Here is a 25,338-nt window from a genome sequence, read left to right on the forward strand (position 1 = left end):
GTACGCCGTGGCGACCGCAGTGAAGGAACAGAAGAGCCCGGTACGGGACAAGAACTACGACCTGATCCACGTCCTGCAGATGTCGCTGGACAACATCTACCGGATGGACACCTACATCGCGGATGCGGAGCAGCGGGGCGATTCGGAACTGGTCACCTGGTTCAGCAAGATTCAGGAGAACAACCGCAAGGCGGGTGACCAGGCCAAGCAGATGCTCATGACGCGCCTGCAGCAGGAAGGGCGCTGACACCCGCGCTGCCGGGGCCGGACGCGGCGGTCTCGTCGCGTCCGGCCCCGGCAGCCGCTCAGGGGACCTGGACGGCGTAGATGCCCCGGCCGAAGGTCCCCGCCACGAGGCGGTGGTTGGTGCCGTCGTACTCGATGTCGTCGACCGGGACCAGCGGCAGGCCCCGGCCCTGGCGCAGCCAGACCCCGCCGCCGGTCGGGCTGACGAACACGCCCTGGTCGGTGCCGACGTAGAGGGTCAGCCCCTTGCCGATGGCCAGGTCGTTGACCGGCGCCTTGGGCAGGGTGCCGCTGAGGTCGTGGAAGTGCCGGCCCCCGTCGAGCGAGCCGAGCACGTACGGCCGCTGGGAGCCCGACCGGTACGCGGACAGCGTCACGTACACCCGGTCGGCCCGCCGCGGGTCGACCACGACGCGGGTGACCCACGGCTGCCCGGAGAGCAGCAGCTGCCAGGAACCGCCCAGGTCCCGGGTCACCCAGACCCGCCCGTCGTCGGTGCCGACGTAGACGGTCCGGCCGTCCCCGGCCGGGGCGACCGTGGTGATGGTGCCGTAGTTGGTGTAGATCGGGTCGCGGCCCGGTCCGCCGGTCAGGTCGCCGCTGATCGCCGTCCAGGTCCGGCCGCCGTCGGTCGAGCGGTTGAGCACGTTGGCGCCGTAGTACATCACCGCCGGGTCGCGCGGGTCGAAGACCACCGGGGTGAACCAGTTGCGCCGGGCGGCGGTGACCTTGTTTCCGAAGTACGTCATCGTCTCGCCGCCGTCGACCGACCAGAAGCAGTTGCCGTACTGGTAGCAGGCGTAGACGTTCTCCTTGTCGGTCGGGTTGATCAGGTTCTCCTCGCCGTCCCCGCCGAGGTACTCGTTGAAGGCCGGGCCGCCCCACGAGCGCAGCGAGCCGTTGTCCTGGGTGCCGCCGGAGATCCGGCTGACGTCCTGCGGCGTGATCGCCACGCTGTAGAACTGCGTGTACGGCTCGTGGGTGGCCTTCACCCAGCCGCCGTCCCCGTCGGCGTCCGAGCGGTACGTCCCACCGTCGTTGCCGAGGTAGACCCGCTGCGGATAACGCGGGTCCCAGATCATCGCGTGGTGGTCGACGTGGGTGGAACTGCTGTCCGCCGTCCAGGTCCGCCCGCCGTCCTTGGTGGTCAGCAGCGGCACGCCCGCGACGTGCACGTGCTGGGGCTCGTCGGGGTCGACCCAGACCTTGCCGAACCACCAGCCGAAGGTGGACTGCGAGGTGGTCAGCTCCGGGGTGTCCGGCAGCCGGGTCCAGGCGTCGCCGCCGTCGCTGCTGCCGTAGAACCCGGCGAACGGGCCGGCGGTGGAGTTGACGATGGCGTAGAGCCGGTCCGGGTCCGAGACGGACTGCCCCAGGCCGATCCGGCCCACCTCCGGCCCGGCCGCCGGCAGCCCACCCGCCAGGCGCGCCCAGGTCGCTCCGCCGTCGACCGAGCGGTAGACCCCTGAGCCGACACCGCCGTAGGTGCGCAGGTCCGGGGTGCGGCGGTGGTCCCAGAGCACGGCGTAGAGCCGGTCGGCGTCGCGCGGGTCGATCAGCACCTCGGTCGCGCCGGTGAACTCGTTGGCCCCGGCGAGGATCCGCTGCCAGGTCGCACCGCCGTCGGTGGACCGGTAGACGCCCCGGTCGCCGCCGCCGCTGTAGAGCGAACCGGCGGCGGCCACGAAGATCCGCGTCGGGTCGGCCGGGTCGACGGTGATCGCGCCGATCGCGCCCGAGTCACGCAGGCCCAGCGACCGCCAGTTCCGGCCGCCGTCGCGGGAGGCGTACAGGCCGGTGCCCTCGTAGGTGATGCTGCCACCACCGGGATTGGCCTCGCCGGTGCCGGCGTACAGGGTGCCGTCCGGGCCGGTCGCCACCGCGCCCATCGCCTGGGTCCAGCCGTCCGGCCAGGCCGGCTCGAAGCGGTTGCCGGCGTCCCGGCTCACCCAGACCCCGCCGCTGGCCGCGGCGGCGTAGACGGTGTCGGGGCGGTGCGGGTCCAGCGCGAGCGAGGTGATCCGGCCGCCGATGTTGGTCGGCCCGACCGAGGTCCACCGGCCGCCGACCGCGGGCAGCCGGGCCCCGGCCTTCGCCGCCGTGTCGTAGGCGTGCCGGGGCAGCGCCTCGCCGCGCACGGTCCTCTGCAGGTAGCGGTACTCGGCGGGGGCGGAGGGCCCGCGCACCGGCCGGTACTCGTCCTCGGGACGCGGCGGTGAGGCGCCGGCGCCGGTGGGGGAGAGGGCCACGGTGCCGCCGGAGAGCAGCGTCGCGGCCAGGATCAGGGAGAGGGTACGTCGTCGTGCCACGGAGGTCCCTTCGCCGGTGGAGGGAGGGTCGACGGTCCCGCCGAACGTTACGAAGACGGATGTCGATGGTCAACCCTCCGGCGTCGCCGAAAGTGACCGGGTCGACACCGGACACTAGGCAGGAGCCATATCGATGGGGTGGAATGGCCTGACCTGCCGTACCCGTCGGAAGGACCACGATGACGCCTGCCCGGAGCCGGGCGCTGGCCGCCGCCACCCTCACGGCGCTGCTGCTCACGGCCGCCCCCGCCGCCCCCACCCACGCCGCGCCCGGCCGGCCGGCCGCCCCACCGCACCTCGCCGGCGACCACACCGTGCCGGTCTACTCCTACGCCGACGCCGTCCGGGAGAGCGTCCAGGTCGAGACGCCGACCGACGCCGACGGCGACGGCGTGCGGGACCGGGTCATGGTCGACCTGGTCCGGCCCCGGGAGACGGCGCAGGCCGGCGTCCGGGTGCCGGTCATCATGGACGCCTCGCCGTACTACCACTGCTGCGGCCGGGGCAACGAGAGCGAACGCAAGACGTACGACGCGAACGGCGTGATCGCCAAGGCCCCGCTCTTCTACGACAACTGGTTCGTCCCCCGCGGGTACGCCTTCGCCGCGGTCGACCTCAGCGGCACCGCCCGCGCCACCGGCTGCGAGGACGTCGGCGGCCGGGCCGAGGTGGCCGGGGCGAAGGCGGTGGTGGACTGGCTGAACGGCCGGGCCCGCGGCTTCACGCTGGACGGCGAGCCGGTCACCGCGTCGTGGAGCACCGGCCGGGTCGGCATGATCGGCAAGTCGTGGGACGGCTCGGTCGCCAACGGCGTGGCGGCCACCGGCGTCCGGGGCCTGGAGACCATCGTGCCGATCTCCGCGATCTCCAGTTGGTACGACTACCAGCGTTACCGGGGCCTGCTGCGGGCGTCGGACTATCCCGCCTACCTGCACCAGGTGGTCAACGGTCGGCCCGCCGAGGCGTGCGCCGCCGTGCTCGCCCGGCTGCGCGCGGACAGCGCGGAGGACACCGGCGACTACAACGCGTACTGGGCGGAGCGGGACTACCGCCGTTCGGTCGAGCAGGTCCGGGCGAGCGTGCTGGTCGCGCACGGCGTCAACGACCTGAACGTCACCACCGGCCAGTTCGCCCGCTGGTGGGACGCGCTCGCCGACCGGCAGGTGCCGCGCAGGCTCTGGCTCTACCAGGCCGGGCACGAGGACCCGTTCGACGTCCGCCGGGCCGAGTGGGTGGCCACCCTGCACCGCTGGTTCGACTACTGGCTGCAGGGCCTGCCCAACGGGGTCATGCGGGAGCCCCGGGCCACCCTGGAGACCGCCCCCGGGGTGTGGACCGAGCAGCGCGACTGGCCGGCTCCGGGCACCCGGAACGTCCCGGTGGCCCTGGGCGCCGGCGACGGCACGACCGGCACGCTCGGCGGTCCTGGCGCCCGTCCGGGCGTGGTGCGGGCGTACACCGACGAGTCGCTGACCGAGCCGCAGGTGGTCACCGAGCCGACGACCGCCCGCGCCGGACGGCTGGTGTTCCTCTCCGGCGCGCTGACCGCGCCGCTGCGGATCTCCGGGACGCCGTCGGTGCGCCTGCGGATCAGGGTCGACCGGCCGACCACCGCGCTGAGCGCGCGACTCGTCGACTACGGCACCGCGGAACGGATCCAGTACCGCAGCTCGGAGGGGGTCCGGACGCTGGCCACCGAGTCGTGCTGGGGGGAGTCCACCGTGGCCGATGACGCCTGCTACCGGGACACGGCCGAGATCACCGCGGTCACCGACCACGGCGTCCTCACCCGCGGCTGGCTCGACGCGGCGCACCACCGGTCCCTGCGGTTCACCAGCCCGCTGCGCCCGGACCGCTGGTACACGGTCACCCTGCCGCTCAACGCGTACGACGCGGTGCTGCCGGCCGGCCACGTGCTCGGTCTCGTCCTCGCCCAGAGCGACCCGGGCTTCACCGAGACCGACGACCGGGACGCCACCGTCTCGGTGGACCTCGGGCGCAGCACGCTGACCATGCCCGTCACCGGCCGGGCCACCCTGCCGTCGGCCCCGGTCGCGCCGGACGTGGTCACCGCTCCCGCCGCCCCGTCGGACGGCCGCGCCGCCCCGCCCGACAACCGTCAGTTGCCGGGCCGCTCCTGACGGCGGCTGTCGACCGGCCCGCCGCCGCCTTGCGGGGCGGCGGCGGGTCATGGCGCCGGCACCACCGGCCGACGCGGCGGTCCGGCGGCCGGCGGGACGCCCGGCCGCGGCCGCCGGTCACGGCGGAGGCCCGGCGAGCCGCTACCCTGCGCCCATGGACGGCGTGGCGGACGGCGAACGGCTGGCGGCGTCGCTCGGGCGCGCGCTCGCCCGGCTCACCTTCGTCGACCTGACCACGGACGCGGTGACGGCGCGGATCATCGAATCCGTGGTCGCCTGGGCGGGTGACCAGGGCTGGCGGGTCTACCGTCGGGCGCCGAGCGTGCTGCCCCTACCGCCGCCGCTCTCCCGTCAGCAGTCGGTACTCGACGTCGCGTGTGCCCGGCCGGACGGGCCGCCCGTGGTCATCGAGGTCGACCACACGGACCGGCGTCGTACCTGGGAGAAGCTGGCGGCGGAGGCGGCGGCCGGCCGCGTCGCGATCTGGGTGCGCTGGGGACCGGGGCGGTTCGGCACCGCGCCCGCGCCGATCCATCAGGTGACCTGCGAGGTCTCCCGCCGTGCCGGACCGGCCGGGGCGGGCCGGCTGCACAGCCGGGCGCCGGGCGGTGACCTGCCGCCACCCGCGCACTCCGAGCGGGGCGCTGGCAGCACCGCCGTGCTGCTGCCGCTGCCGTCGTTGGACGACGAGACGCCCTGACCCACCCCGTCCGTCGCCGCGCCGCAGGACCCGGAGCTACTCGAAGCGGGACGGGTCGCCGGCGCCGCGACGGAGGATCTCCGCTTCGCCCTCGGAGAAGTCGATCACCGTGGTGGGCAGGGTGCCGCACTCGCCGGAGTCGATCACCGCGTCGACCACGTGGTCGAGTCGCTCCTTGATCTCCCAGCCCTGCGTCATCGGTTCGGTGTCGCCGGGCATCAGCAGGGTGCTCGACACCAGCGGCTCGCCCAGCTCGGCCAGCAACGCCTGCGTCACGACGTGATCGGGGATGCGGACCCCCACCGTCTTCTTCTTCGGGTGCAGCAGCCGGCGCGGCACCTCCTTCGTCGCCGGCAGGATGAAGGTGTAGCTGCCCGGGGTCGCCGCCTTCAGCGACCGGAACAGCGCGTTGTTGATCTGGACGAACTGGCCGAGCTGCGCGAAGTCCCGGCACACCAGGGTGAAGTGGTGCCGGCTGTCGAGCTGGCGGATGTCCCGGATACGGTCGATGCCCTCCCGGTTGCCCAGCTGGCAGCCGAGGGCGAAGCACGAGTCCGTCGGGTAGGCGATCAGTCCGTTGCCGCGGACGACGTCCACCACCCGGCTGATCGTCCGTGGTTGCGGGTTGTCCGGGTGCACGTCGAGGTACGTCGCCATGGCGGCAGCCTAGGCCGGGCCCCCGCCACCCGGAACCGCCGGCCTCTCGTCGGGCGTGTCCACCATCCCACCGGGCGTGCTGGTGAGCCGGGCGCGGGAGTCGGCCGCTGCCGTTACGGTGTGAGCGTGGCGACGGCGGCGGAGGAGATCCGGATCGGGGAGCGGGTGGTCCGGGTCTCCAGCCCGGACAAGCCCTACTTCCCGGAGCGAGGCCTGACCAAGCTGGACGTGGTGCGCTACTTCCTCGCCGTCGGCGACGGCATCCTGCGGGCGCTGCGGGACCGGCCGACCATGCTGGAACGCTGGCCGCGCGGTGTCTTCGAGGGCGCGAAGATCGCCACCCGGCAGGACAACCGCGGCGACGCCTTCTACCAGAAGCGGCTGCCGGCCGGCGCGCCCGACTGGGTCCGCACCGCGCACATCACTTTCCCCAGCGGGCGGACGGCCGACGAGGTCGCGCCGAGCGAGCTGGCCGTGGTCATCTGGGCGGCCAACCTGGGCACCCTGCGGTTCCACCCCTGGCCGGTCTCGGCGGCGGACGTGGAACGCCCCGACCAGCTCCGCATCGACCTCGACCCGATGCCGGGCGTCGGCTTCGACCAGGTGGTGCCGGTGGCGCACGAGGTCCGTGCCTTCCTCGACGAGCTGGGCCTGGTGGGTTACCCGAAGACCACCGGCGGGCGGGGCCTGCACGTCTACCTGTCGATCGAGCCGAGGTGGAGTTTCGGCGAGTGCCGGCGCGCGGTGCTGGCGCTGGGCCTCCAGATGCAGCGCCGCCGCCCCGACCTGGTCACCACCACCTGGTGGCGCGAGCAGCGGGACCGGCCCGTCTTCGTCGACTACAACCAGATGGCCCGCGACCACACCATGACCTCGGCGTACTCGATCCGGCCGACGCCGGCGGCGCTGGTCTCCGCGCCGCTGGACTGGTCGGAGCTGGACGACGCCCGGCCCGAGGACTTCGACGTGGTGAGCATGCCGGCCCGGTTCGCCGGGCGCGGCGACCCGCACGCCGGCCTGGACGAGCGGCGCTTCTCGCTGGAGCCGCTGCTCGAGTTGGCCGACCGGGAGGGGTTGGCGGCCCCACCGGAGCGCTGACGGGTCACCGCCCGGGGCGTTGAGGGGTCACTGGAAGGGGCTCTGCGCGCCGGTGAACTCCTCGAAGACCAGCCAACTGCGGGTGGACAGCACCCCGGCGATGCCCTGCACCCGCTCCAGCACCACGTCGCGCAGGGTGGCGTTGTCCGGCGCGCGGACCAGGGCGAGCACGTCGTGTTCGCCGCTGAGCAGCGCCACGTGCTCGACGTAGCGCACCCGGGCCAGCTCCGCCGACACCTCCCGCCAGGTGTTCTGCTGGATCGTCAGGGCGATGTACGCCGAGGTGCCCAGCCCGGCCGGCTCGGGCGCCACCTGCGCCCGGAACCCGGTGATCACCCCGTCGCGCAGCAGCCGCTCCACCCGGGCGTACGCGTTGGTGCGGGAGACGTGGACGCGTTCGGCGAGCGTACGGACGGAGAGCCGGCCGTCGCGGACCAGCTCGTCGAGGATGCGCCGGTCCACCTCGTCCAGCGGACCGACCGAACGTCCCGTTCCACCGGGCAGGCCCGCCTCCGGACTGGTCTCCTGGCTCACATCAGCCCCCTCGGGATGCCATTCATCCCACGTTCACCGCGCATCTTGAGTCAATCATCCGACAGCAGGAGCATAAGGCCACCACACGTCCAGGAGGTCCCCGCCGTGACGACCACACCCCAGGCGGTCCGCAGGGCATCCCCGCGCACCCGCCGGCCGGCCACCCCGGCCGCGCCCGACCCGTCCGCCGGCCTGCTCCCGCAGGCCGAGCCGGTCCGACTGCTCGACCCGGACGGCACGCCGCTGCCGTCCCGCGCCGACTACCCCGAGCCGCCCGTCGAGGCGCTGCGCGAGATGTACCGCCGGATGGTGGTCGGTCGCCGCTTCGACACCCAGGCCACCGCCCTGACCAAGCAGGGCCGGCTCGCCGTCTACCCGTCCTCGCGCGGCCAGGAGGCCTGCCAGGTCGGGGCGACCCTCGCGGTGCGCGACACCGACTGGGTCTTCCCCACCTACCGCGAGTCGATGGCGCTGGTCAGCCGGGGTATCGACCCGGTCGAGGTGCTCACCCTGCTGCGCGGCGACTGGCACTGCGGGTACGACCCGACGCGGGTGCACACCGCGCCGCAGTGCACCCCGCTGGCGACCCAATGCGTGCACGCCGCCGGGCTGGCCTACGGCGAGTCGTACCAGGGCCGGGACACCGTGGCGCTGGCCTTCATCGGCGACGGGGCGACCAGCGAGGGCGACTTCCACGAGGGGGTCAACTTCGCCGCCGTGTTCAAGGCCCCGGTCGTCTACTTCGTGCAGAACAACAAGTACGCGATCAGCGTGCCGCTGTCCCGGCAGACCGCCGCGCCGAGCCTGGCGTACAAGGGCGTCGGCTACGGCGTGCCCAGCGAGCAGGTCGACGGCAACGACCCGGTGGCGGTGCTGGCGGTGCTCACCCGCGCGGTGGCGCACGCCCGGGCCGGTCACGGCCCGTTCCTGGTCGAGGCGCACACCTACCGGATGGAGCCGCACACCAACGCCGACGACGCCACCCGCTACCGCGACGCCGACGAGGTCGAGGCCTGGCGCGACCGCGACCCGGTGGCCCGGCTGGAGACGTACCTGCGCAACCGGGGCGCGCTCGACGACGCGGCGGTGGCCGCGATCGCCGAGGAGGCCGAGGCGTACGCCGCCGACCTGCGCGACCGGATGAACGCCCAGCCCACGGTCGACCCGCTCAGCCTCTTCGACCACGTCTACGCCGAGCCGACCCCGCAGCTGGTCGAGCAGCGCGAGCAGGTCCGCGCCGAGCTGGCCGCCGCCCGCGACGAGGAGGGGGACGCCTGATGGCCACCATGACCATGGCGAAGGCGCTCAACGCCGCGCTCGCCGACGCGATGCTCGACGACGACCGCGTGGTCGTCTTCGGCGAGGACGTCGGGCAGCTCGGCGGCGTCTTCCGGATCACCGACGGGCTCCAGGCCCGCTTCGGCGACAAGCGCTGCTTCGACACCCCGCTGGCCGAGGCCGGCATCGTCGGCTTCGCCGTCGGGCTGGCCATGTCCGGGCTGCGCCCGGTGGTGGAGATGCAGTTCGACGCGTTCGCGTACCCGGCCTTCGAGCAGATCGCCTCGCACGTGGCGAAGCTGCGCAACCGCACCCGCGGCGCGCTGAGCGTGCCGATCGTGATCCGGGTGCCCTACGCCGGCGGCATCGGCGGGGTGGAGCACCACTGCGACTCGTCCGAGGCGTACTACGCGCACACCCCGGGCCTGAAGGTGGTCACCCCGGCCACCGTCGAGGACGCGTACTCGCTGCTGCGCCAGGCGATCGACGACCCCGACCCGGTCGTGTTCATGGAGCCCAAGAAGCTCTACTTCTCCAGCGCCGAGGCGCAACTGCCCGCGACCACCGCGCCGTTCGGCCGGGCGGTCGTGCGCCGGCCCGGCACCGACGCCACCCTGGTCGCGTACGGTCCGGCGGTGCCGGTCGCGCTGGAGGCCGCCGAGGCCGCCCGTGAGGAGGGCTGGGACCTGGAGGTCGTCGACGTGCGCACCATCGTGCCGTTCGACGACGAGACGATCGCCGCCTCGGTCCGCCGGACCGGCCGGTGCGTGGTGATCCAGGAGGCGCAGGGCTTCGCCGGCGTCGGCGCGGAGATCGCCGCCCGGGTGCAGGAGCGCTGCTTCCACGCCCTGCACGCCCCGGTGCTGCGGGTGTCCGGCCTGGACATCCCGTACCCGGCGCCGATGCTGGAGCACACCCACCTGCCCTCGGTGGACCGGGTGCTGGACACGGTGGCCCGCCTCCAGTGGGACGACCAGCCCGACCCGCGCTGGCTGCCTCAGGGGAGTGCGGCGTGACCACGGTGGAGCGGACGCAGGTCTTCCTCCTGCCCGACCTGGGCGAGGGGCTGAGCGAGGCCGAGATCGTGGAGTGGCGGGTCGCCGTGGGCGACGTGGTCACGGTGGACCAGAGCGTGGTCGAGGTGGAGACCGCCAAGGCGGTCGTCGACGTGCCCTGCCCGTACGCCGGCCGGGTGGTCGCCCTGCACGGCGCGGCGGGTGAGGTGCGCCCGGTCGGCCAACCCCTGATCACCATCGCGCCGCTGGACGGCGACGGCGGCGGCGAGCCGGCCGGGCACGCCACCTACCGCGAGGAGGAGCGGGCCGGCTCCGGCAACGTGCTGATCGGGTACGGCACCGGGCACGCCGGCGCCGGCCGGCGTCGGCGCCGCCCCCGGTTGACGCTGGCGCCCGAGCCCACCGCCGGCGCGACCGACGCCCCCGAGGGGAAGGACACGCCGGAGCCGGCCGCGGCACCGACCGACCTCCCGGCCGGGCGGACGCCGACGGCGGCCCTGGTCATCTCGCCGATCGTGCGGCGGCTGGCCAGGGAACGCGGGGTGGACCTGACCGCGGTGCGGGGCACCGGCACCGGCGGCGTGATCCGCCGCGCCGACGTGGAGGCGGCCGCCGCCGCGCCGGCCAGCCGGCTCGCGGCGGTGCCGGAGCAGCCCGCCGCGCACGTCGGGCTCGCGCCGGCCGACGGGCAGGACGTGGTCATCCCGCTCACCGGCATCCGCAAGGTGATCGCCGACAAGCTCTCCCGCAGCCGGCGGGAGATCCCCGAGGTGACCATCTGGGTGGACGTGGACGCCACCGGGCTGCTGGAGACCCGGGCGGCCATCAACGCCGCCACCCCGGACGCGCCGGTGAGCATCCTGGCCCTGCTGGCCCGGATCTGCCTCAGCGGACTGCGGCGGTTCCCGCAGCTCAACTCGCACGTCGACACCGAGGGGCAGCGGATCGTCCAGTCGGCCGGGGTGCACCTGGGCATCGCCGCGCAGACCGACCGGGGCCTGGTCGTCCCGGTGCTGCGCGACGCCCAGCGGCTCACCACCCGGGAGCTGGCCGCCGCGCTGGCGGAGACCACCGCCGCGGCCCGGGCCGGCACGCTGCCGCCGGCCCGGCTGACCGGCGGCACCTTCACCCTGAACAACTACGGGGTGTTCGGCGTGGACGGCTCGACGCCGATCATCAACCACCCGGAGGCGGCCCTGCTCGGGGTGGGCCGGATCGTGGACAAGCCCTGGGTGGTCGACGGGCAGCTCGCGGTGCGCAAGGTGACCCAGCTCAGCCTCACCTTCGACCACCGGGTCTGTGACGGTGGCGTGGCGGGCGGCTTCCTGCGGCACGTCGCCGACTGCGTCGAGCAGCCGGCGCTGCTGGTCGCCAACGTCTGAGCGGTACGGGCGGAGCCGGCCGCGCTGGCCGGCTCCGCCGCCGGACGGCGTGGTGTCCGCTTCGTCCGCCCATCGGTGCGGGCGGTGGGGGCGTGGGCACGGCGTTTTCCGGTCGGTGGGCCGGGAAATCGGCGGCCGGGGGAACGACCGGCCCGCCGAGAGGAGCACCCGTGCCGTACCAGGGTCTGCCCGCCACCGTGCGGGACCGGCGTCCGTCCGTGGCCGGTGCGCCGTTGTGGTGCGACGCGCACGAGTACGGGCTGACCGGCGACGGGGTGACCAACGACCAGCCGGCGCTCGCCGCCCTGGTGGACCGGCTCGGCGACGGGTACGCCGCCGACGGACGGGCCCGGGTGATCTACTGCCCACCGGGGATCTACTCGATCCGCGACGCCGGCACGGTGTGGCGCAGCGGGGTCTCGCTGATCGGGGCCGGCTCGGCGGCGACCCGGTTCCTGCTCAGCAACGAGGGCAACCGCGCCGACCCGACGCCACTGGCCTTCTGGACCACCCTGCAGCACGGCGCGGACCGGGACCGGCACATCGCCGACTGCACCTTCGCCGACTTCGAGATCGACGGCTCCGGCGTGGCCATGGCCGAGTACAACTACCTGGCCAAGGGGCTGGGCCTGCAGTACGTGGTGCGCGGGGTGTTCCGCAACCTCTACATCCACCACACCGCGGCGAGCGGGCTCGGCTGCGACTTCCTCCAGGACGGCATCATCGACGGCGTGGTGGTGGTCGGCTGCGGCCGGCTGGACAACGGCGAGGAGATGGGCGGGGCCGGTATCGGCATCGGGATCGGCGGTTGGGGCACCGTCGAGCGGCTCACCATCGCCAACTGCACCGCGCTGGGCAACGGCACCAACGGCATTTTCCTGGAGTTGCAGAAGGACTACTGGCCGCCGCCGCGCGGCTACCGGATCGTCGGCTGCCACAGCCAGGGCAACCGGTTCGGCATCTCGGACTGGGGCGCCGACGGGCTGATCGTCACCGGCTGCACGATGACCGGCAACCTGGAGGCGGGCTTCGACGTCTCGGCCAACGGCACCTCGGGGGTGGCCGGCCGGGGTGGGCTGCTGACCGACTGCGTGATCGACGGCAACCTCCGCGACGGGATCAGCATGGGCAACACCCCCGGCCCGTACACGGTGCGGGGCAACCGGATCAGCGGCAACGGGGCGTACGGCTACCACGAGCACAACCTGGGCCGGGGCTACCAGGACCCGGCGATGGACGTGGTGATCGAGAGCAACGAGTTCTGGGGCAACGGCCTGGACGGCATCCGCGTCGACCGCCCGATGACCGACCCGGTGCTGCTCAACAACCGGATCCGCAACAACGGGCGGCAGTGCGGCGGCGCCTGCGCCGGCGGTGGCGAGACGGTCCGGTACAGCGACAAGGCGCTGGTGGACCGCTCGGCGAACTGGCCGTCGGACGGGCACCGGGGCAAGGTGCTGCGGGTGGGCGAGCGGGTGGCCATGGTGGCCGCCAACACCGCCTCCGAACTCACCCTCGCCCCGGTACGCCCGGACTCCTCCACCGCCTGGAGCGGTGACACCCCGCTGCCCGGGACCGCGTACGAGCTGCCCGCCGCGCCGGGTACCTGGGCCGGGATCACCATCAACGCGCCGGTCGACTCGGCGACGATCCGGGGCAACCGCGTCTGGGACAACCACGACCCGAGCACCCAGACCCACGGGCTGTGGATCACCGAGCGGGGCAGTTGCGTGGCCTGCCGGGTCGAGGACAACGACCTCGCCGGCAACGCCGCGAGCGCCACCCGGTGGGACACCCCGCCGGTCGGCGGCCGGTGGGACCGCAACCACGGCGACCGGGACTGGGACTGAACGCCCCGAGTCGGTACGCCGGGGACACGGACCACCCAGGCTTCCTGTTCCGGGACGGCCGGGCCGCGAATTCGCGGCCGAGCACATCGGCGTCCAAAAGCCCAGCCGTTTCCGAGCATTTCCCGCGAAAGTGCGCCGCGGCCCGAGAAGCGCCGTACAGAATGTGGCCAAGGGAAATGGAAACGGGGGGCTGAATATGGATGTGAGGCGGCGACTGACGCTATTGGCGGTGACCATCGCAGCCACACCGTTGATCCTCGGCGGGTGCACGGCGGACCGGAAGGACGCCACCGGCTCGGCGTCGGGCAGGGCCCCGGATCCCGCGGTCACGGTGACCCCCGCCGACCGGGCGAAGGACGTCCCGGTCAGCGCGGAGGTCGGCACGAGCGTGAGCCACGGGAAGGTAACCGGCGTCAAGCTCACCGACGACAAGGGGAAGCAGGTCGCGGGGGAGCCGCGCGAGGACGGGTCGAGCTGGGTGCCGAGCACCCCGCTGGAGAACGGCCGGACCTACACCGCGGAGGTGACCGCCACGGGGAAGAAGGGGCGGACCGCCGTCGGGCGGACGACCTTCACCACGTCGCCCAAATCGACCAGACAGGCGATAAAGAGCACGTTGTATTTCACCGGAAATCAGACGTACGGCACCGCGATGCCGGTGACCGTCGCATTCGATCCGCCAATTCCCAAAGAGGCCCGGGCGACCGTGCAACGGCGATTGTTCGTGAAGACCGACCCGCCGCAGCCGGGTACCTGGTCATGGGTGGGGGACGGCAAGCAGGTCGAATACCGGGCGCCGGATTTCTGGAAGCCCGGCACGAAGATCAGCGTGCGGTCGGGACTGGCGGGACTCCCGATCGGCAAGGAGTTCATCGGTGACGACGACCGCCGGTCCACCTCGAAGATCGGCCGGCAGGTGGCCCTCGAGATCGACAACGCCACCAAGCAGATGTCGGTCCTCCAGGACGGTAAGCTGGTCCGCAAGATCCCGGTGAGTATGGGCAAGCCGAGCACCCCGACCTCGAGCGGCAAGATGGTGATCATGGAGAAGCACGACTTCACCACGTTCGACACCCGGGGTTCGGCCGACCCTTACGTGGTCGACGTCGAGGACGCCCAGCGGCTCACCTGGGGCGGCGAGTTCATCCACGCCGCGCCGTGGTCGGAGGGCGATCAGGGCCACATCAACGTCTCGCACGGCTGCACCAACGTGTCGGTGACGGCGGCGGACTGGCTGATGGGCATCACCAAGGTCGGCGACCTGGTGACCATCAAGGGCACCGAGGTGCAGTTGGACCAGGGCAACGGCTTCACCGCCTGGAACGTCAGCTGGGACGAGTTCGCCAAGGGCAGCGCGCTGCCCGTGCCGCCCGGCCTGAAGCCGGCGCCCACCCTGAGCCCGGGGCACCCGGGGGCGGTGGCGGGGGGATCGTCGCCCGCACCCGCGCCGTCCGCCAGCGGCGGCTGAGACCAGGGGGAGGAACGACCGGGGTACGACCGGCTCACCGCGCGGCGAGCCGGTCGTACGTCGGCCCGGGCAGGCTCGGGGCCGGTGCCCGGTCGAGATCGAGCAGCCGGCAGTTTCGATGGCCTCCCGGAAGGGCTCCCGAGAGACGCTACGGATCTGATGTCGTCACCGACTCACCGGTGCGCCCGTGAGTCATCGACGTCATCAGATCCGTAGCGTTCCCGAGCCCCCCTGCCGTGCGCGCGCCGTCGCGGCCGGCGACGGTCGGGGCCGGTGAGGCGGACGTCAGGTGAGGTCGACGCGGGCGATGGCGGTGCCGATCAGGCTGCCCAGCCAGAGCCGGTCGCCGTGCTGCCGGACCCCGGTGATCATCCAGTAGGCGCCGTCGGGGCCGTGCAGCGTGCGCAGCACCGTCCCCTCGCCGTCGACCAGGGCGACCAGCCCGTACTTCTGCGGCTGCGGTCGTACCGCGTCGGGCAGCAGCGCCACCAGCTGGCGCAGCCGGGGGTGCGGCAGTAGCCGCTCGACGACCGGCAGCCGGGGGCTGGGCAACGCGATCCAGTACGTCCCGTCGCCGACCGCCGTGAGGTTGTCCGGGTACGCCGGCAGGTCGGTGAGCACGGTGACCGCCCCGTCGGGCAGGGCCACCCGCACCAGCCGGTGGGTGCTGGTCTCCGCCAGCATCAGCGCCGACTCGTCGGGGTTCAGCGCGATCCCGTTGGGGAAGTAGAGCCCGTCGGTCACCACCTCGGTGCGCCCCGAGCGCGGGTCGTAGGCCAGCACCCGCCCGTTGGGGCGGTGTTCCAGCAGGTCGTGCTTCCAGTGCGAGAGCGGGTAGCGGTCGGAGGAGTCGGTGAAGTAGACCGTGCCGTCGCGGGCCACCGTGGCGTTGTCGGCCAGGTGCACCGGCGGCGCGGTGCCGGTCAGCTCGCGCACCGCGCCGTCGGGGGTGACCCGCAGCAACCCCCGGTACGCGTCGCAGACCACCAGGCTGCCGTCGCGCGGGTCGAGCTCGATGCCGAGCGGTCGCCCGCCGGTCTCGGCGAGCAGCCGGGGCGTGGTGCCGGCGGTCGCGTCGGCGGGCCACCACCAGAGCCGGCCGTCCTCGTCGCCGCTGACCACCCGCCCGTCCGGGTCCACCAGCACGTCCTCCGGCCCGTGCGCGCCGGGTGGCAGGGGCAGCAGCTCGACCGCGTCGAGCCGCCGGTCGGTGGCCGCCCAGACCCCGGTCAACGGGGGCGGGACGGTGGCCGGCTCGCGGACGGGCCGGATCAGGCGGGGCGGGCGGGGGCGCTGGCGCGGGACGACCATCGGGTCATTGTCACCCGCCGATCCCGGTCCCGTGCCCCCGCCGGGCGTGTCGCGCCGGCGGCGCATCGTCCCTGAGGCGGATCGGGGACTCCCCCGGGGGCGACCCTGGGCGTACCCGGATTCGGCCCGTCGGACGGCGGAAATGTCGGTGGTCGGGGCTAGATTCGTCCGTATGGGACAGCGGGGTGACCGGCTCCACGTGCAGCTCAGCGTGGGTGACGACGTGGTCGGGGTGCGTGTGGTCGGCGAGGTCGACGTCGCCTCGGTCGGTGTGCTGCGCGCCGCGCTGTGGGCCGCGCCGGCGCGGCCGGTGCTGCGGGTCGACCTCTCCGGTGTCCGGCTGCTCTCCGCCGCCGGGGTCCGCGCGCTGGTCGCCGCGCACCTGCGGCTGCGGGCCCGGGGCGGCGAGCTGGTGCTGGCCGACCCGGATCCGGTGGTCGCCCGGGTGCTGCGGGCCACCGGCCTGCACCGGGTCGTCCCCGTCGTGCAGAGCCTGCCCACTCCGCCCTGCCCCCGCGGCGAGCTGGTCGCCTGTGCCTGAGACGCGCCGCCGCCGACCCTGCACGCCGATGGCGCGGGGCCGTCGACACGGCGCCGACGACCCCGCCTCCGGTCAGCGGACGCCGAGCAGGTCGACGACGAAGACCAGCGTCTCGTTCGGCTTGATGACGCCGCCGGCGCCACGGCTGCCGTAGCCCAGGTGCGGCGGGATGGTCAGCCGGCGACGGCCGCCGACCTTCATGCCCACCACGCCCTGGTCCCAGCCGGCGATGACCTGGCCGCCGCCGAGCGGGAACTCGAACGCCTCGCCCCGGTTCCACGAGGCGTCGAACTCGCGCCCGGTGGAGTGGGACACCCCGACGTAGTGGACGTTGGCGAGCTGGCCGGGCCGGGCCTCCGGGCCGTCGCCCACGGTGATGTCCTCGATAACGAGGTCGGCCGGGGGCGCGCCCTCGATCGGGCCGATCTCGGGCTTGCCTGCCTGGGGCATGTTCATCTGCTGATCTCCTGCCGTTCTGGCTCGATCGTCCGGTCGGTTCCGATCCTGCCGGATCGTGACCCACCGATCCCCGGCAGTCCCGACGACGACGCGCCGGGCGCGCCGTCGCGGACCCGGACACGCCGCAGGGGGCGCCACCGGTCGGTGGCGCCCCCTGCGGGTCGGTGCGGTCACTTCAGCCAGCCGTACCTCCGGACGACGGGGAGGTTCGCCCAGACCCGACCGAGGCCAAGGGTGTTGCCCGCGCTGACCAGGGCCAACCCGGCGAGCACCGCGGCGTAGATCATGTGATCGTCCATGAAGAGGTTGTTCTCGGGAGGCAGGACGGCGGTCCACATGAGCACCATCAGCAGTGCGCCGGTCGTGGCGGCCAGTCGCATCCCGATGCCGAGCAGCAGTGCCACGCCGATCCCGGCGAGACCGGCCATGAACAGCCAGTCGGCCCAGGTCGCGCCGGCGATGTCCTGGTAGACGCCCTTGAACGGGCCGGTCGCGCCGAAGGTCAGGAACCCCTTGGTCGGGCTGCCGCCGTTGATCCAGGCGTTCTTCGCCGCGGTCTCGTGGCCGAGGCCGAAGGCCTTGTCCAGGAACGCCCAGAGGAAGATCCAGCCGAGGGCGATCCGGGTGCCGGCCCAGACGAACCGGGCGGCGCGCTCACGGGGGGTCTCGGCCGCCGGAGCGATGGTGGTGGCGGTGGTGGTCCGCTCGATCGTCGCGGTCATGGTGTCCACGTCCCTTCTCTGCCTGGCACCGCGCTTTCCGGTGGCACATTCATTGCACCGCCACGCGGCGGTCGCGGGCAGGGCCGGTCGGGCCGTCCCGGACCGGGACCTTGGACCCCGAACGCGGCCCCGCCGGCGGGACCTTCGGCCCCCGTCCGACCCGGTCCACCGCCTCTGCCCCCGCTGGTCGGCGCCGCCATACCGTCCGGGACGGGCTGGTCAGCGTGCGGGTCCGCGACGGTGAGGTGACCCTGGACGGCCGGCTGGACCGGCGCAGCGCCGCCGACCTTGCGGTCCGGCTCGCCGGGCAGGTCAGCGGGGTGGTCCGGGTGGTCGACCTCATGGGGTACGACGTGGACGACACCGTTTGGTCGAGCTGCCCCCGGGCCGGGTCACCCCGGTCGCCTGAATCGCGGCCTGGACCCGGTGCCGCGCCCCGGGTCTAGGCCGGGTGGGTCACCGGGTCGGCGAGCTGGGCGGCCAGCAGCCCGGGCGCCTCCGCCAGCGACGGGCCGTACCAGGTGAGGTGGCGGCCGGAGACCAGCGCGCAGGGCGTGCCGGGGAACGCCTCCGGGCCGTCGGCGGCGGTGAACGCGTACGGCTCGTCGGGGAGCACGACCAGGTCGGGTTCCCGGGCGCGCAGCGCGTCGAGGTCGGGGCGCGGGTACCGCTCGGCGTCGTCGGCGTACAGGTTCGCCATGCCGAGCCGGCGCAGCACGTCCCCGGCGAAGGTGTCGCCGCCGAGTACCACCCAGGGCCGGCGCCACACCGGTACGACGGCCCGGCGCGGCACCGGCGGCGGCGTGGCCGGAGTGGCCCAGGCGCGGCGGGCGGCGGCGAGCCACTCCGGTTCGGCGGTCACGCCGAGCGCGGCGAGCAGGTCGGCCAGCTCGGTCAGCGCCTGCGGCACGGTACGCGGGTAGGTGACCCGGACCGGCACCCCGGCCGCGACCAGCGCGTCGGCGTCGGCGCGCCGGTTCTCCTCCACGTTGAGCAGCACCAGGTCCGGGCGCAGGGCGAGCACCCGGTCCAGGTCGGGGTACTTGCTGCCGCCCACCCGCGCCACGTCGAGCCCGGCGGGGTGCGTGCACCAGTCGGTCGCGCCGACCAGCACCTCCGGCAAGGTCACCGCCACCGCCTCGGTCAGCGACGGCACCAGCGAGACCACCCGCACGGCGTACCTCCCTCCCCGGCGCGGACGACGCCGGTCCGACCCATCGTCCCCGCGGGGGCCGGACCCGTCGGACCGGCCCCCTTGCCGGTCTTCTACAACGTTGTAATACTCGGGTGGCCGGCACCCCGAGGAGGACCGATGACCGCCCACCCCACCCCGACCATTCAGGACGAGACCCCGGTGGAGGCGCTCGGCGACCTCTACCGCGACGGCATCACCGCCTGCCGGGGCGCGTTCGCCGTCGACTGGGTCGACCAGGTCGGCGAGGACATCGACGCGGCCTTCCGGGAGGCCCGCTCCCGCCCCGACGGCGCGGTCGGCCGCGGCCCGCACCGCTGGTACGTCGAGATCCACCCCGAACAGCTGCGCGGCTTCGCCGACCTGGTCACCCACCCCTGGGTGGTGGCGGTCTGCCGCGCGGCGCTCGGCCCCGACTACGAGATCGTCGAGCTCGGCTTCGACATCCCGTTCCCGGGGGCCGTCATGCAGCCCTGGCACCGGGACTTCCCGATGCCCGAGGAGACCCGACGCCAACGGCGACTCACCTCGCTCGCGTTCAACCTGACCACCGTGGACACGGTCGAGGAGATGGGCCCGTTCGAGATCGCCCCCGGCACCCAGTGGGACGACGGCGCCGACTTCGACCACGGGATGTTCCCGCCGAAGGAGCGGTACCCCCGCTACGCGCAGCGGGCGGTGCGCAAGTACCCGCGGCGCGGCGACATCTCGGCCCGCTCGGCGCTCACCGTGCACCGGGGCACCCCGAACGTCTCGACGCTGGCCCGACCGGTGCTGGTGCTCGGCGTGGACGCCCCCGGCGCCGGCAACGCCGAGCGGCACGACATGGCGGTCACCCGGGAGTACCGGGACGGGCTGCCCGAGCTGGCCCGCGCCCACCTGCCGTGCCCGGTGGTGGAGCGGCTGACCCCGATCCGGCAGAAGCACACCATCGAGGGCCTGGTGATGGGGGCCGCCTGAGCCGCCGGCCCGGATCCGACCGCACCGGCGAGGCGACGAGCGGGATCGACGCCCTAGACTCGGCCGGTCGACCGACCACGTGAGGATCCGGCACCACCATGACGCGTACCGCCACCGACGACGGTTCCCGGCTGCGGCCGCTGCCGCTCGACGGTGCCGCGCTGCCCGTCCGGGCCGGTCAGGTGGTGCACGCCGGTCGCCGGCTCGGCGACCTGGTGACCCGGCGCCCGGAGGGCATCACCGGGCACCAGTGGAGTGCGGCGACCCGCGAGGAGTTCGACCACGTGGTCTGCGCCGCCGACACCGGTCGGCCGCTCTTCGCCGTCGTGCTCGGCGCGCCGGCGCCGCCCGGCTCGGCCCGGCAGCGCGCCGAGCGAATGCGCGACGCCGTCTGCGCCGCGGTCGAGCTGCCCGTGCTGCGGATCGAGTCGCCGACGTTGCGGTCCGCCGCACACGGCCCGCGGATCGTCGGGTACGTCATCGACGCCCGCGCGTACGCCGGTCCGGGCCCGTCCGCCGGCCAGGACGGCGACGGGTACGACACCGCGGTGGCCTTCCGCGACATCGTCGGTCGGCTGCCCGACGGCCGCACCGGCCCGGTCAACGACCTCGGGGCGCTGACCCGCGCCGCCGCCGTCGACGCGTACGTGTCCCGGCGGCTGGCCGACCCCATCGTGCGCGGGCTGCATGTGCGGTGGCGGGACGGGGCGGCCGAGGGCTGGAGCTGGGTCGAGGTGCGGCCCGGTCGCTGCCTGGTCGAGCGGGTGACCGTCCGCGAGCACCGCTTCTGGTGCGGAGTGGACGCCGCCCGGCTGGCCGAGGATCTGGCCACCGTCGCGGTGGGGGAGCGGCTGCGGGCGCTGGAGACCGACGAACCGCCACTGGTGGACCGGGCCGAGCTGCGGCGGGAGATCCGGGGGCTGCGCGCCCGCCGGGACGAGCTGGTCGGCGGCTTCGCCTTCGACCACCTCTGCGTCGACTGACATCCGACCGCAGCGTCGCCGCGCGGTGACTCCGCGTCTTTCGCAGAACCCCGATCGGGCCGTCTTCACCGGCCCGTTCCGAATTCCTCGATCCGCGTTGAACCATCGCCCGCGGCGCTCCGTACCTAAGCGGGAATGGACACAGTTCTTCCCAGCCGCGCCACCCGACGCGGCGGACGGTGCGGAAAGGGCATCGTCGGCCATCGACGCGCGACCGGAACGTCGCAGTGATCCCGACGGGCGTCCCACCCCGAATTCCGTTCGCCCGACGGGTCACGAGTCAGGTACCGGATCGAGAAGGAGAGCAATTCGATGCGCAGGTCCACAGGGGCGCGCCGGTCATCCGGTAACGCGCGGAGCAAGCGGCTGCTGGCGGCGGTCGGCGCGCTCGCGGTCTTCGGCGGTATCGCCGCGGTGACCCAGATCTCGTCGGCCCACGAGAACCGGCGGACGACGACCCGCAACGTCTCGTCCGCCTGCGTGGCGCCGAGTCCCGGCGCCACCTCGCCGAGCGGTCGCGGCAGCACCACGCAGACGTGGCAGAACGGGCGCTGGGTCCGCAACCACTGGGGCGACGGCCAGATGTCCGTCGCCGAGTGCCAGGCCGTCAAGGACGGCAACGCTCCGGTGAACACCGTCGCGTCCGGCGTGACCTGCCCGGACGTCGCCGGCAAGCTGCCCCGGGTCCCGGACCGCGCCCGGGCCGAGGTCGACCGGAACCTCGCCCTGTTGCAGAACCAGATCGCCGAGGCCGACCGGCGGCTGGCCGCCGAGGGCCGCAACGGGCAGACCTTCATCAACAACGCCATCCTGCGTCCGCTCGAGGACAAGCGGCGCGCGACGTTGAACCGGATAGCGACCGCCATCGACCGGGTGGGGCCGCGCCCGCAGGGCCTGGACCAGCTCGCGAGATGCACCGTCGCCGCGAACAACAACAACGGCGGCGCCAATGGCGGCCAGAACGGCGGTCAGAACGGCGGCCAGACCGGTGCTCCGACCGCCAGCCCCACCAATGGCGGCCAGAACGGTGGTCAGAACGGCGGCCAGAACAATGGCGGTAACAACAACGGTGGCAATGCGCTCGGCGTACTGGCCAAGGACTGCACCAACAGCGACCTCCAGCCGCACGACGGTTTCCAGAACGGCAACCGGTGCGTCAGCACGGCCTTCGGTGAGGTCGGCGCGGCCGCCAACAACCCGTCCCTGCTGATCACCCAGTTCCCGGAGCAGGTGCAGCGCAACCAGGCGTTCGCGCTGCGGGTCTCCACCCGGAACCTGATCCGCGACCGGTTCCTCGCCGCCGGCCAGGGCGGCTACTACCTGGAGAGCTCGGTCCTCAACGACCAGGGGCTGACCCGCGGTCACTTCCACACCGCCTGCCGGATGCTGCAGAGCACCGACGAGGCCCCGTCGAACCCGCAGGACGTGCCGGCGTTCTTCGTCGCCACCGAGGACGGTCGCGGCGGCAACGAGGCCGACGAGGTGACCATCCAGATCCCGGGCCTGCCGCAGTCGGGCACGGCGCAGTGCGCGGTCTGGGCCGGTGACGGCTCGCACCGGGTGCCGATGATGGAGCGGGCCAACCAGACCCCCGCCTTCGACGTGGTGCGGATCGAGGTCAACTGACCTGTCGTACGACACCGTCACGGGCCGTCCGGAGAGATCCGGGCGGCCCGCCGCCGTATGTCCGGACCAGCGCCGCCGCCGAGGCGCGTAGCGCGGTGCACCGGCGTCGCCGAGCCGGGCCGGCGGCCATGTTGCCGGCGGGCCCGTTCCACCGGCCGATCGTGACCGTGGCGAGGGGCGCGGCCCGGCCGTAGGGTCGGTGGATGTCGGACACCCGTTTCCCGGTCCTGCTCGACGGCCCGGGCAACCACGTCGACGACCCCCGAGAGCTGCTGGTCGGCTATCTCGACTGGTACCGGGAGGCGCTGGTGCGCAAGACCGCCGGCCTGTCGGAGGAGCAGTTGCGCTCTCCCGTCGACGGGCTCGGCTGGGCGCCGCTCGGGCTGGTGCGGCACCTGGGCTGGGTGGAGCGGCGCTGGATCCGGTGGGGCTTCGCCGCGGAGCAGGTCGCCCCGTGCCCGCCGGGCGAGGACGACGCCGAGTGGCGGGTGGGCGCCCTGTCGACGGAGCAGGTGTGGCGGGCGTACCGGGCGGAGGTGGCGCACACCCGCGGGATCGTCGCCGGGGTGCCGCTGTCGCGGCGGGCCGCGCTCGGCGGCCGGTTCCACGCCGCCGCGGACGCGCCGTCGCTGGGCCGGATCCTGTTCCACCTGCTCCAGGAGTACGCCCGGCACCTGGGTCAGCTCGACGTGGCTCGACAGTTGCTCGACGGGGTCACCGGCGAGTGACCGGGCGTCGCGTACCGACCGGGGAGCGCCACCGGGTGGAAATTGTGAACGCGGCGAAAAGCGTAGGGGTCACGCTGATTTCTCAGCGTGACCCCTGCGCGGCGGATCGTGATGCCCCGGCGATGCCGGTCAGCGGTTCTTCCACGCCTCCACGACGTTGACCGGGATGCGGCCGCGCTCGGAAATCTCGTAGCCGTTCTTGGCGGCCCATTCCCGGATGGCCCGGTTCTGCTCGCGGTCCATTCCCGAGACCGCGGCGCGAGCCGGGCGGCGGACCGGGCGGCCGGCCTCCACGTTGCCCCGCCCCATTCGCCTGCCAGCGCTGATGTACGGGTCGAGCGCCTTGCGCAGCACCCCCGCGTTCTCGTCGGAGAGGTCGATGGTGTACGCCACCCCGTCCAGGCTGAACTCGACGGTCCGGTCGGCCTTTCCGCCGTCCAGGTCGTCGGTCAGAACGGTGATTACTTTCCTTGCCATCGCCATTGCTCCCTGTGTCGGGCGGGGTGTGGTCAAGAGTTTGACGTATCGGCCGGCTAATCCGCAACAATATGCGTCGCTTTCATTTGACGAGTCGCGCCAATCGTGGAAAATCCGCGCGGCCAATGGGTGGGCGGCGTCAGTCGGTGAGCAGTCCGGCGTGTCCGGCCAGCGCGGCGGCCTCCGCGCGGCTGGACACCCGCAGCTTGCGCAGCAGCGCGGCGGTCATCCGTTTCACCGTCCGCTCCGAGACGTGCAACTGCTCGGCGATTTCCACGGTGCTGCGTCCGGCCGCGATGGACCGCAGCAGCCGCCGCTCCTCGGAGTCCAGGTCGACCGAGCTGCTGCGGGCCGGCCGGAGCAGGCCACGCAGCAGGGGACCGGGCAGCACCGCCCAGCCGTCGAGGACGGCCATGATCGGGGGGAGCAGTTCCTCCGGCTCGCTGCTCTTGGGCAGGAATCCCTCCGCCCCGGCGCGTAGCGCCTCCAGCGCGGGCGTCGGGTCGTCCCCGCCGGACATCGCCACCACCCGTACCCGCGGGGTGGTGCGGCGGATGGCGGCGATCGCGCGGATCCCGCCGGGTGGCGGCATGTGCAGGTCGACCAGGGCGAGGTCGGGCTGGGTGCGACCGACCAGCGAGGCGGCGGCGGAGGCGTCGCCGGTGGAGTCGACGACCCGGGCGCGTCCGTCGGTGCTGGCGGGCAGCAGCAGCTCCAGGCCGCGGACGAAGAGCGGATGGTCGTCCACGACGACCATCCGGATGGGGGCGTCGAGCATGCCTGTTTCCTTCCCGAACGGGTACGGATCATGCGGATTTGTGTGGAAAGAGGGGAGTTGGGCGGGTGCGGGCGCGACACGGAAAGAGGACGCTGGTGCGGCGGTGGCGGCCCGCCGGTCCCGACCAGGGTGGATCCGTCGGCGAACCCGACGACCCGGGGCTGATGCTGCGGGTGCTCTGCCACGAGCTGCGCACCCCGGTCAGCTCGCTGGCCTCGCTCACCCGGGCGCTCGCCGAGGACACCGGGCGGCTGGCCGCCGAGGAACGCCGGGCGATCAGCGAGCTGGCCCGCCAACAGGCCGCCCACCTCGACGGGTTGCTGCGTGCGGTCACCGCCGGCGGAGGCGCGCTGGCCCCGGCCGTCCGCCGGGAGCCGGACGCGCCGCTGGCCGATCTCCTGCCCGTGGTGGCCGCCCTCGTCCCGCCGCACCGGCTGCGTACCCGGGTCACCCGCCGGGCCGGCGGATGCCCGGTGCCGGCGCGACGGACCCGCCAGGTATTGGTGAACCTGGTGCAGAACGCGCTGGGGCACGGACCGGCCGGCGGGGAGGTCGGGCTCTACGCCGCGGTGCGCCCGGCCGGGCTGAGCATCCTCGTCACCGATCAGGGCCGATCGACCGACGGTCTCGCCGAGGCGCTGCGCCGGCCCACACCCGGCGGCGGAATGCACGGACTCGGCCTGTGGATCACGCGCCAACTGGTCACCGCCGACGGCGGGTCGGTGCGGGCGCACCGGCTGCGTCCGCGCGGGGTCGCGGTGGAGGTGCTGCTGCCCCGGGACGGCCGCCGACCGGGTTGACCCCCCGGGGCCGCCGGATGGCCCCGACGGGTCGGCGCGACGGGAACCCTGCTCGGTGCCACCCCGACCGACCGAGGAGGAA

General features: G+C 73.7%; 25 protein-coding genes. 16 read left to right on the forward strand and 9 right to left on the reverse strand.

All coding sequences use genetic code 11. The features are described 5' to 3' along the window. The first annotated feature begins 7 nt into the window (after positions 1–7). The gene (locus FHX75_RS02610) at positions 8–247 is read left to right on the forward strand and encodes a hypothetical protein (RefSeq protein ID WP_211364300.1); all 240 of its coding nucleotides are present in this window, start codon (positions 8–10) and stop codon (positions 245–247) included. Between the two features lie 58 nt (positions 248–305). Here the strand turns inward: FHX75_RS02610 and FHX75_RS02615 are convergent, their stop codons facing one another. Continuing rightward, a complete protein-coding gene (locus tag FHX75_RS02615) occupies positions 306–2,555 on the reverse strand; it encodes a WD40/YVTN/BNR-like repeat-containing protein (RefSeq protein ID WP_154936482.1) in 2,250 nt (749 codons plus the stop codon). 179 nt (positions 2,556–2,734) lie between these two features. On the opposite strand from FHX75_RS02615, the gene FHX75_RS02620 reads away from it, so the two are divergent. Both FHX75_RS02620 and FHX75_RS02625 read left to right on the forward strand, forming a co-directional pair. Continuing rightward, entirely contained in the window at positions 2,735–4,696 is a 1,962-nt protein-coding gene (locus FHX75_RS02620) for a Xaa-Pro dipeptidyl-peptidase (protein ID WP_154936483.1), read from the forward strand. A gap of 154 nt (positions 4,697–4,850) precedes the next feature. Next, on the forward strand, positions 4,851–5,396 hold the full coding sequence (locus tag FHX75_RS02625; RefSeq protein WP_211364301.1) for a hypothetical protein: 546 nt from the start codon (positions 4,851–4,853) through the stop codon (positions 5,394–5,396). Between the two features lie 36 nt (positions 5,397–5,432). On the opposite strand, the gene FHX75_RS02630 is transcribed toward FHX75_RS02625, so the two are convergent. Further along, positions 5,433–6,053, reverse strand: a complete 621-nt coding sequence (locus FHX75_RS02630) for an L-threonylcarbamoyladenylate synthase (RefSeq protein WP_154936484.1) — start codon at positions 6,051–6,053, stop codon at positions 5,433–5,435. Between the two features lie 126 nt (positions 6,054–6,179). Between FHX75_RS02630 and FHX75_RS02635 the strand changes: the two genes are divergently transcribed. Continuing rightward, a complete protein-coding gene (locus FHX75_RS02635; protein WP_154936485.1) occupies positions 6,180–7,151 on the forward strand; it encodes a DNA polymerase domain-containing protein in 972 nt (323 codons plus the stop codon). Positions 7,152–7,178: 27 nt separating this feature from the next. Here the strand turns inward: FHX75_RS02635 and FHX75_RS02640 are convergent, their stop codons facing one another. Further along, positions 7,179–7,685, reverse strand: coding sequence for an Lrp/AsnC family transcriptional regulator (locus FHX75_RS02640; protein WP_154936486.1), 507 nt, complete (start codon positions 7,683–7,685; stop codon positions 7,179–7,181). A 72-nt stretch (positions 7,686–7,757) separates the two neighbouring features. Between FHX75_RS02640 and pdhA the strand changes: the two genes are divergently transcribed. The 5 genes from pdhA to FHX75_RS02665 all read left to right on the forward strand — a co-directional run bounded on the left by pdhA (position 7,758) and on the right by FHX75_RS02665 (position 14,679). After that, positions 7,758–8,963, forward strand: coding sequence for a pyruvate dehydrogenase (acetyl-transferring) E1 component subunit alpha (pdhA, locus tag FHX75_RS02645; protein ID WP_154938711.1), 1,206 nt, complete (start codon positions 7,758–7,760; stop codon positions 8,961–8,963). After that, entirely contained in the window at positions 8,963–9,979 is a 1,017-nt protein-coding gene (locus tag FHX75_RS02650) for an alpha-ketoacid dehydrogenase subunit beta (RefSeq protein ID WP_154936487.1), read from the forward strand. The genes pdhA and FHX75_RS02650 overlap by 1 nt, the downstream gene beginning before the upstream one ends. Next, positions 9,976–11,361, forward strand: a complete 1,386-nt coding sequence (locus tag FHX75_RS02655; protein ID WP_154936488.1) for a dihydrolipoamide acetyltransferase family protein — start codon at positions 9,976–9,978, stop codon at positions 11,359–11,361. The genes FHX75_RS02650 and FHX75_RS02655 overlap by 4 nt, the downstream gene beginning before the upstream one ends. Positions 11,362–11,531: 170 nt before the next feature. After that, positions 11,532–13,211, forward strand: coding sequence for a right-handed parallel beta-helix repeat-containing protein (locus FHX75_RS02660; protein ID WP_154936489.1), 1,680 nt, complete (start codon positions 11,532–11,534; stop codon positions 13,209–13,211). A gap of 196 nt (positions 13,212–13,407) precedes the next feature. Beyond that, a complete protein-coding gene (locus FHX75_RS02665) occupies positions 13,408–14,679 on the forward strand; it encodes a L,D-transpeptidase (protein WP_154936490.1) in 1,272 nt (423 codons plus the stop codon). 285 nt (positions 14,680–14,964) lie between these two features. Here the strand turns inward: FHX75_RS02665 and FHX75_RS02670 are convergent, their stop codons facing one another. Next, positions 14,965–15,990: an SMP-30/gluconolactonase/LRE family protein gene (locus tag FHX75_RS02670; RefSeq protein WP_154936491.1), complete on the reverse strand. Its 1,026-nt coding sequence runs from the start codon at positions 15,988–15,990 to the stop codon at positions 14,965–14,967. A gap of 172 nt (positions 15,991–16,162) precedes the next feature. Here FHX75_RS02670 and FHX75_RS02675 point away from each other — a divergent pair, with 172 nt between their 5' ends. Then, the gene (locus tag FHX75_RS02675; protein WP_154936492.1) at positions 16,163–16,531 is read left to right on the forward strand and encodes an STAS domain-containing protein; all 369 of its coding nucleotides are present in this window, start codon (positions 16,163–16,165) and stop codon (positions 16,529–16,531) included. Between the two features lie 72 nt (positions 16,532–16,603). Here the strand turns inward: FHX75_RS02675 and FHX75_RS02680 are convergent, their stop codons facing one another. Next, complete coding sequence (locus FHX75_RS02680; RefSeq protein WP_154938713.1) at positions 16,604–16,981, reverse strand: FKBP-type peptidyl-prolyl cis-trans isomerase; 378 nt, start codon at positions 16,979–16,981, stop codon at positions 16,604–16,606. A 179-nt stretch (positions 16,982–17,160) separates the two neighbouring features. After that, positions 17,161–17,712, reverse strand: a complete 552-nt coding sequence (locus FHX75_RS02685; RefSeq protein WP_154936493.1) for a DoxX family membrane protein — start codon at positions 17,710–17,712, stop codon at positions 17,161–17,163. Positions 17,713–17,936: 224 nt separating this feature from the next. On the opposite strand from FHX75_RS02685, the gene FHX75_RS31410 reads away from it, so the two are divergent. Next, a complete protein-coding gene (locus tag FHX75_RS31410; protein WP_246157559.1) occupies positions 17,937–18,158 on the forward strand; it encodes a BON domain-containing protein in 222 nt (73 codons plus the stop codon). Here the strand turns inward: FHX75_RS31410 and FHX75_RS02695 are convergent. Further along, positions 18,155–18,886 (reverse strand): helical backbone metal receptor, encoded by a 732-nt coding sequence (locus FHX75_RS02695; protein ID WP_154936494.1) that lies wholly within the window; start codon positions 18,884–18,886, stop codon positions 18,155–18,157. The two genes, FHX75_RS31410 and FHX75_RS02695, sit on opposite strands and share 4 nt — an antisense overlap. A gap of 138 nt (positions 18,887–19,024) precedes the next feature. On the opposite strand from FHX75_RS02695, the gene FHX75_RS02700 reads away from it, so the two are divergent. From FHX75_RS02700 to FHX75_RS02715, 4 genes are all read left to right on the forward strand, one after another. Next, positions 19,025–19,864, forward strand: a complete 840-nt coding sequence (locus FHX75_RS02700) for a phytanoyl-CoA dioxygenase family protein (RefSeq protein ID WP_154936495.1) — start codon at positions 19,025–19,027, stop codon at positions 19,862–19,864. 98 nt (positions 19,865–19,962) lie between these two features. Then, positions 19,963–20,847: a hypothetical protein gene (locus FHX75_RS02705; RefSeq protein ID WP_154936496.1), complete on the forward strand. Its 885-nt coding sequence runs from the start codon at positions 19,963–19,965 to the stop codon at positions 20,845–20,847. Positions 20,848–21,159: 312 nt separating this feature from the next. Then, the gene (locus FHX75_RS02710; RefSeq protein WP_154936497.1) at positions 21,160–22,473 is read left to right on the forward strand and encodes a hypothetical protein; all 1,314 of its coding nucleotides are present in this window, start codon (positions 21,160–21,162) and stop codon (positions 22,471–22,473) included. Positions 22,474–22,676: 203 nt separating this feature from the next. Further along, on the forward strand, positions 22,677–23,201 hold the full coding sequence (locus tag FHX75_RS02715) for a DinB family protein (protein ID WP_154936498.1): 525 nt from the start codon (positions 22,677–22,679) through the stop codon (positions 23,199–23,201). A 129-nt stretch (positions 23,202–23,330) separates the two neighbouring features. On the opposite strand, the gene FHX75_RS02720 is transcribed toward FHX75_RS02715, so the two are convergent. After that, positions 23,331–23,678, reverse strand: coding sequence for a histone-like nucleoid-structuring protein Lsr2 (locus tag FHX75_RS02720; protein ID WP_154936499.1), 348 nt, complete (start codon positions 23,676–23,678; stop codon positions 23,331–23,333). A gap of 139 nt (positions 23,679–23,817) precedes the next feature. Beyond that, positions 23,818–24,456, reverse strand: a complete 639-nt coding sequence (locus FHX75_RS02725; protein WP_154936500.1) for a response regulator — start codon at positions 24,454–24,456, stop codon at positions 23,818–23,820. Positions 24,457–24,551: 95 nt separating this feature from the next. On the opposite strand from FHX75_RS02725, the gene FHX75_RS02730 reads away from it, so the two are divergent. Continuing rightward, positions 24,552–25,256, forward strand: a complete 705-nt coding sequence (locus FHX75_RS02730) for a sensor histidine kinase (protein WP_154936501.1) — start codon at positions 24,552–24,554, stop codon at positions 25,254–25,256. Positions 25,257–25,338 lie beyond the last annotated feature (82 nt).

This window comes from Micromonospora palomenae (genome assembly GCF_007829925.1).
Lineage (GTDB): Bacteria > Actinomycetota > Actinomycetes > Mycobacteriales > Micromonosporaceae > Micromonospora > Micromonospora purpureochromogenes.

Excerpts from the sequence above, each read along its gene's own strand:
- FHX75_RS02625 (WP_211364301.1), top strand. The coding sequence starts at position 4,851 with ATGGACGGCGTGGCGGACGGCGAACGGCTGGCGGCGTCGCTCGGGCGC.
- FHX75_RS02630 (WP_154936484.1), bottom strand. The coding sequence starts at position 6,053 with ATGGCGACGTACCTCGACGTGCACCCGGACAACCCGCAACCACGGACG.
- FHX75_RS02620 (WP_154936483.1), top strand. The coding sequence starts at position 2,735 with ATGACGCCTGCCCGGAGCCGGGCGCTGGCCGCCGCCACCCTCACGGCG.
- FHX75_RS02725 (WP_154936500.1), bottom strand. The coding sequence starts at position 24,456 with ATGCTCGACGCCCCCATCCGGATGGTCGTCGTGGACGACCATCCGCTC.
- FHX75_RS02710 (WP_154936497.1), top strand. The coding sequence starts at position 21,160 with ATGCGCAGGTCCACAGGGGCGCGCCGGTCATCCGGTAACGCGCGGAGC.
- FHX75_RS02720 (WP_154936499.1), bottom strand. The coding sequence starts at position 23,678 with ATGGCAAGGAAAGTAATCACCGTTCTGACCGACGACCTGGACGGCGGA.
- FHX75_RS02675 (WP_154936492.1), top strand. The coding sequence starts at position 16,163 with ATGGGACAGCGGGGTGACCGGCTCCACGTGCAGCTCAGCGTGGGTGAC.
- FHX75_RS02665 (WP_154936490.1), top strand. The coding sequence starts at position 13,408 with ATGGATGTGAGGCGGCGACTGACGCTATTGGCGGTGACCATCGCAGCC.
- FHX75_RS02705 (WP_154936496.1), top strand. The coding sequence starts at position 19,963 with ATGACGCGTACCGCCACCGACGACGGTTCCCGGCTGCGGCCGCTGCCG.
- FHX75_RS02680 (WP_154938713.1), bottom strand. The coding sequence starts at position 16,981 with ATGCCCCAGGCAGGCAAGCCCGAGATCGGCCCGATCGAGGGCGCGCCC.
- FHX75_RS02715 (WP_154936498.1), top strand. The coding sequence starts at position 22,677 with ATGTCGGACACCCGTTTCCCGGTCCTGCTCGACGGCCCGGGCAACCAC.
- FHX75_RS02700 (WP_154936495.1), top strand. The coding sequence starts at position 19,025 with ATGACCGCCCACCCCACCCCGACCATTCAGGACGAGACCCCGGTGGAG.
- FHX75_RS02670 (WP_154936491.1), bottom strand. The coding sequence starts at position 15,990 with ATGGTCGTCCCGCGCCAGCGCCCCCGCCCGCCCCGCCTGATCCGGCCC.
- FHX75_RS02650 (WP_154936487.1), top strand. The coding sequence starts at position 8,963 with ATGGCCACCATGACCATGGCGAAGGCGCTCAACGCCGCGCTCGCCGAC.
- FHX75_RS02685 (WP_154936493.1), bottom strand. The coding sequence starts at position 17,712 with ATGACCGCGACGATCGAGCGGACCACCACCGCCACCACCATCGCTCCG.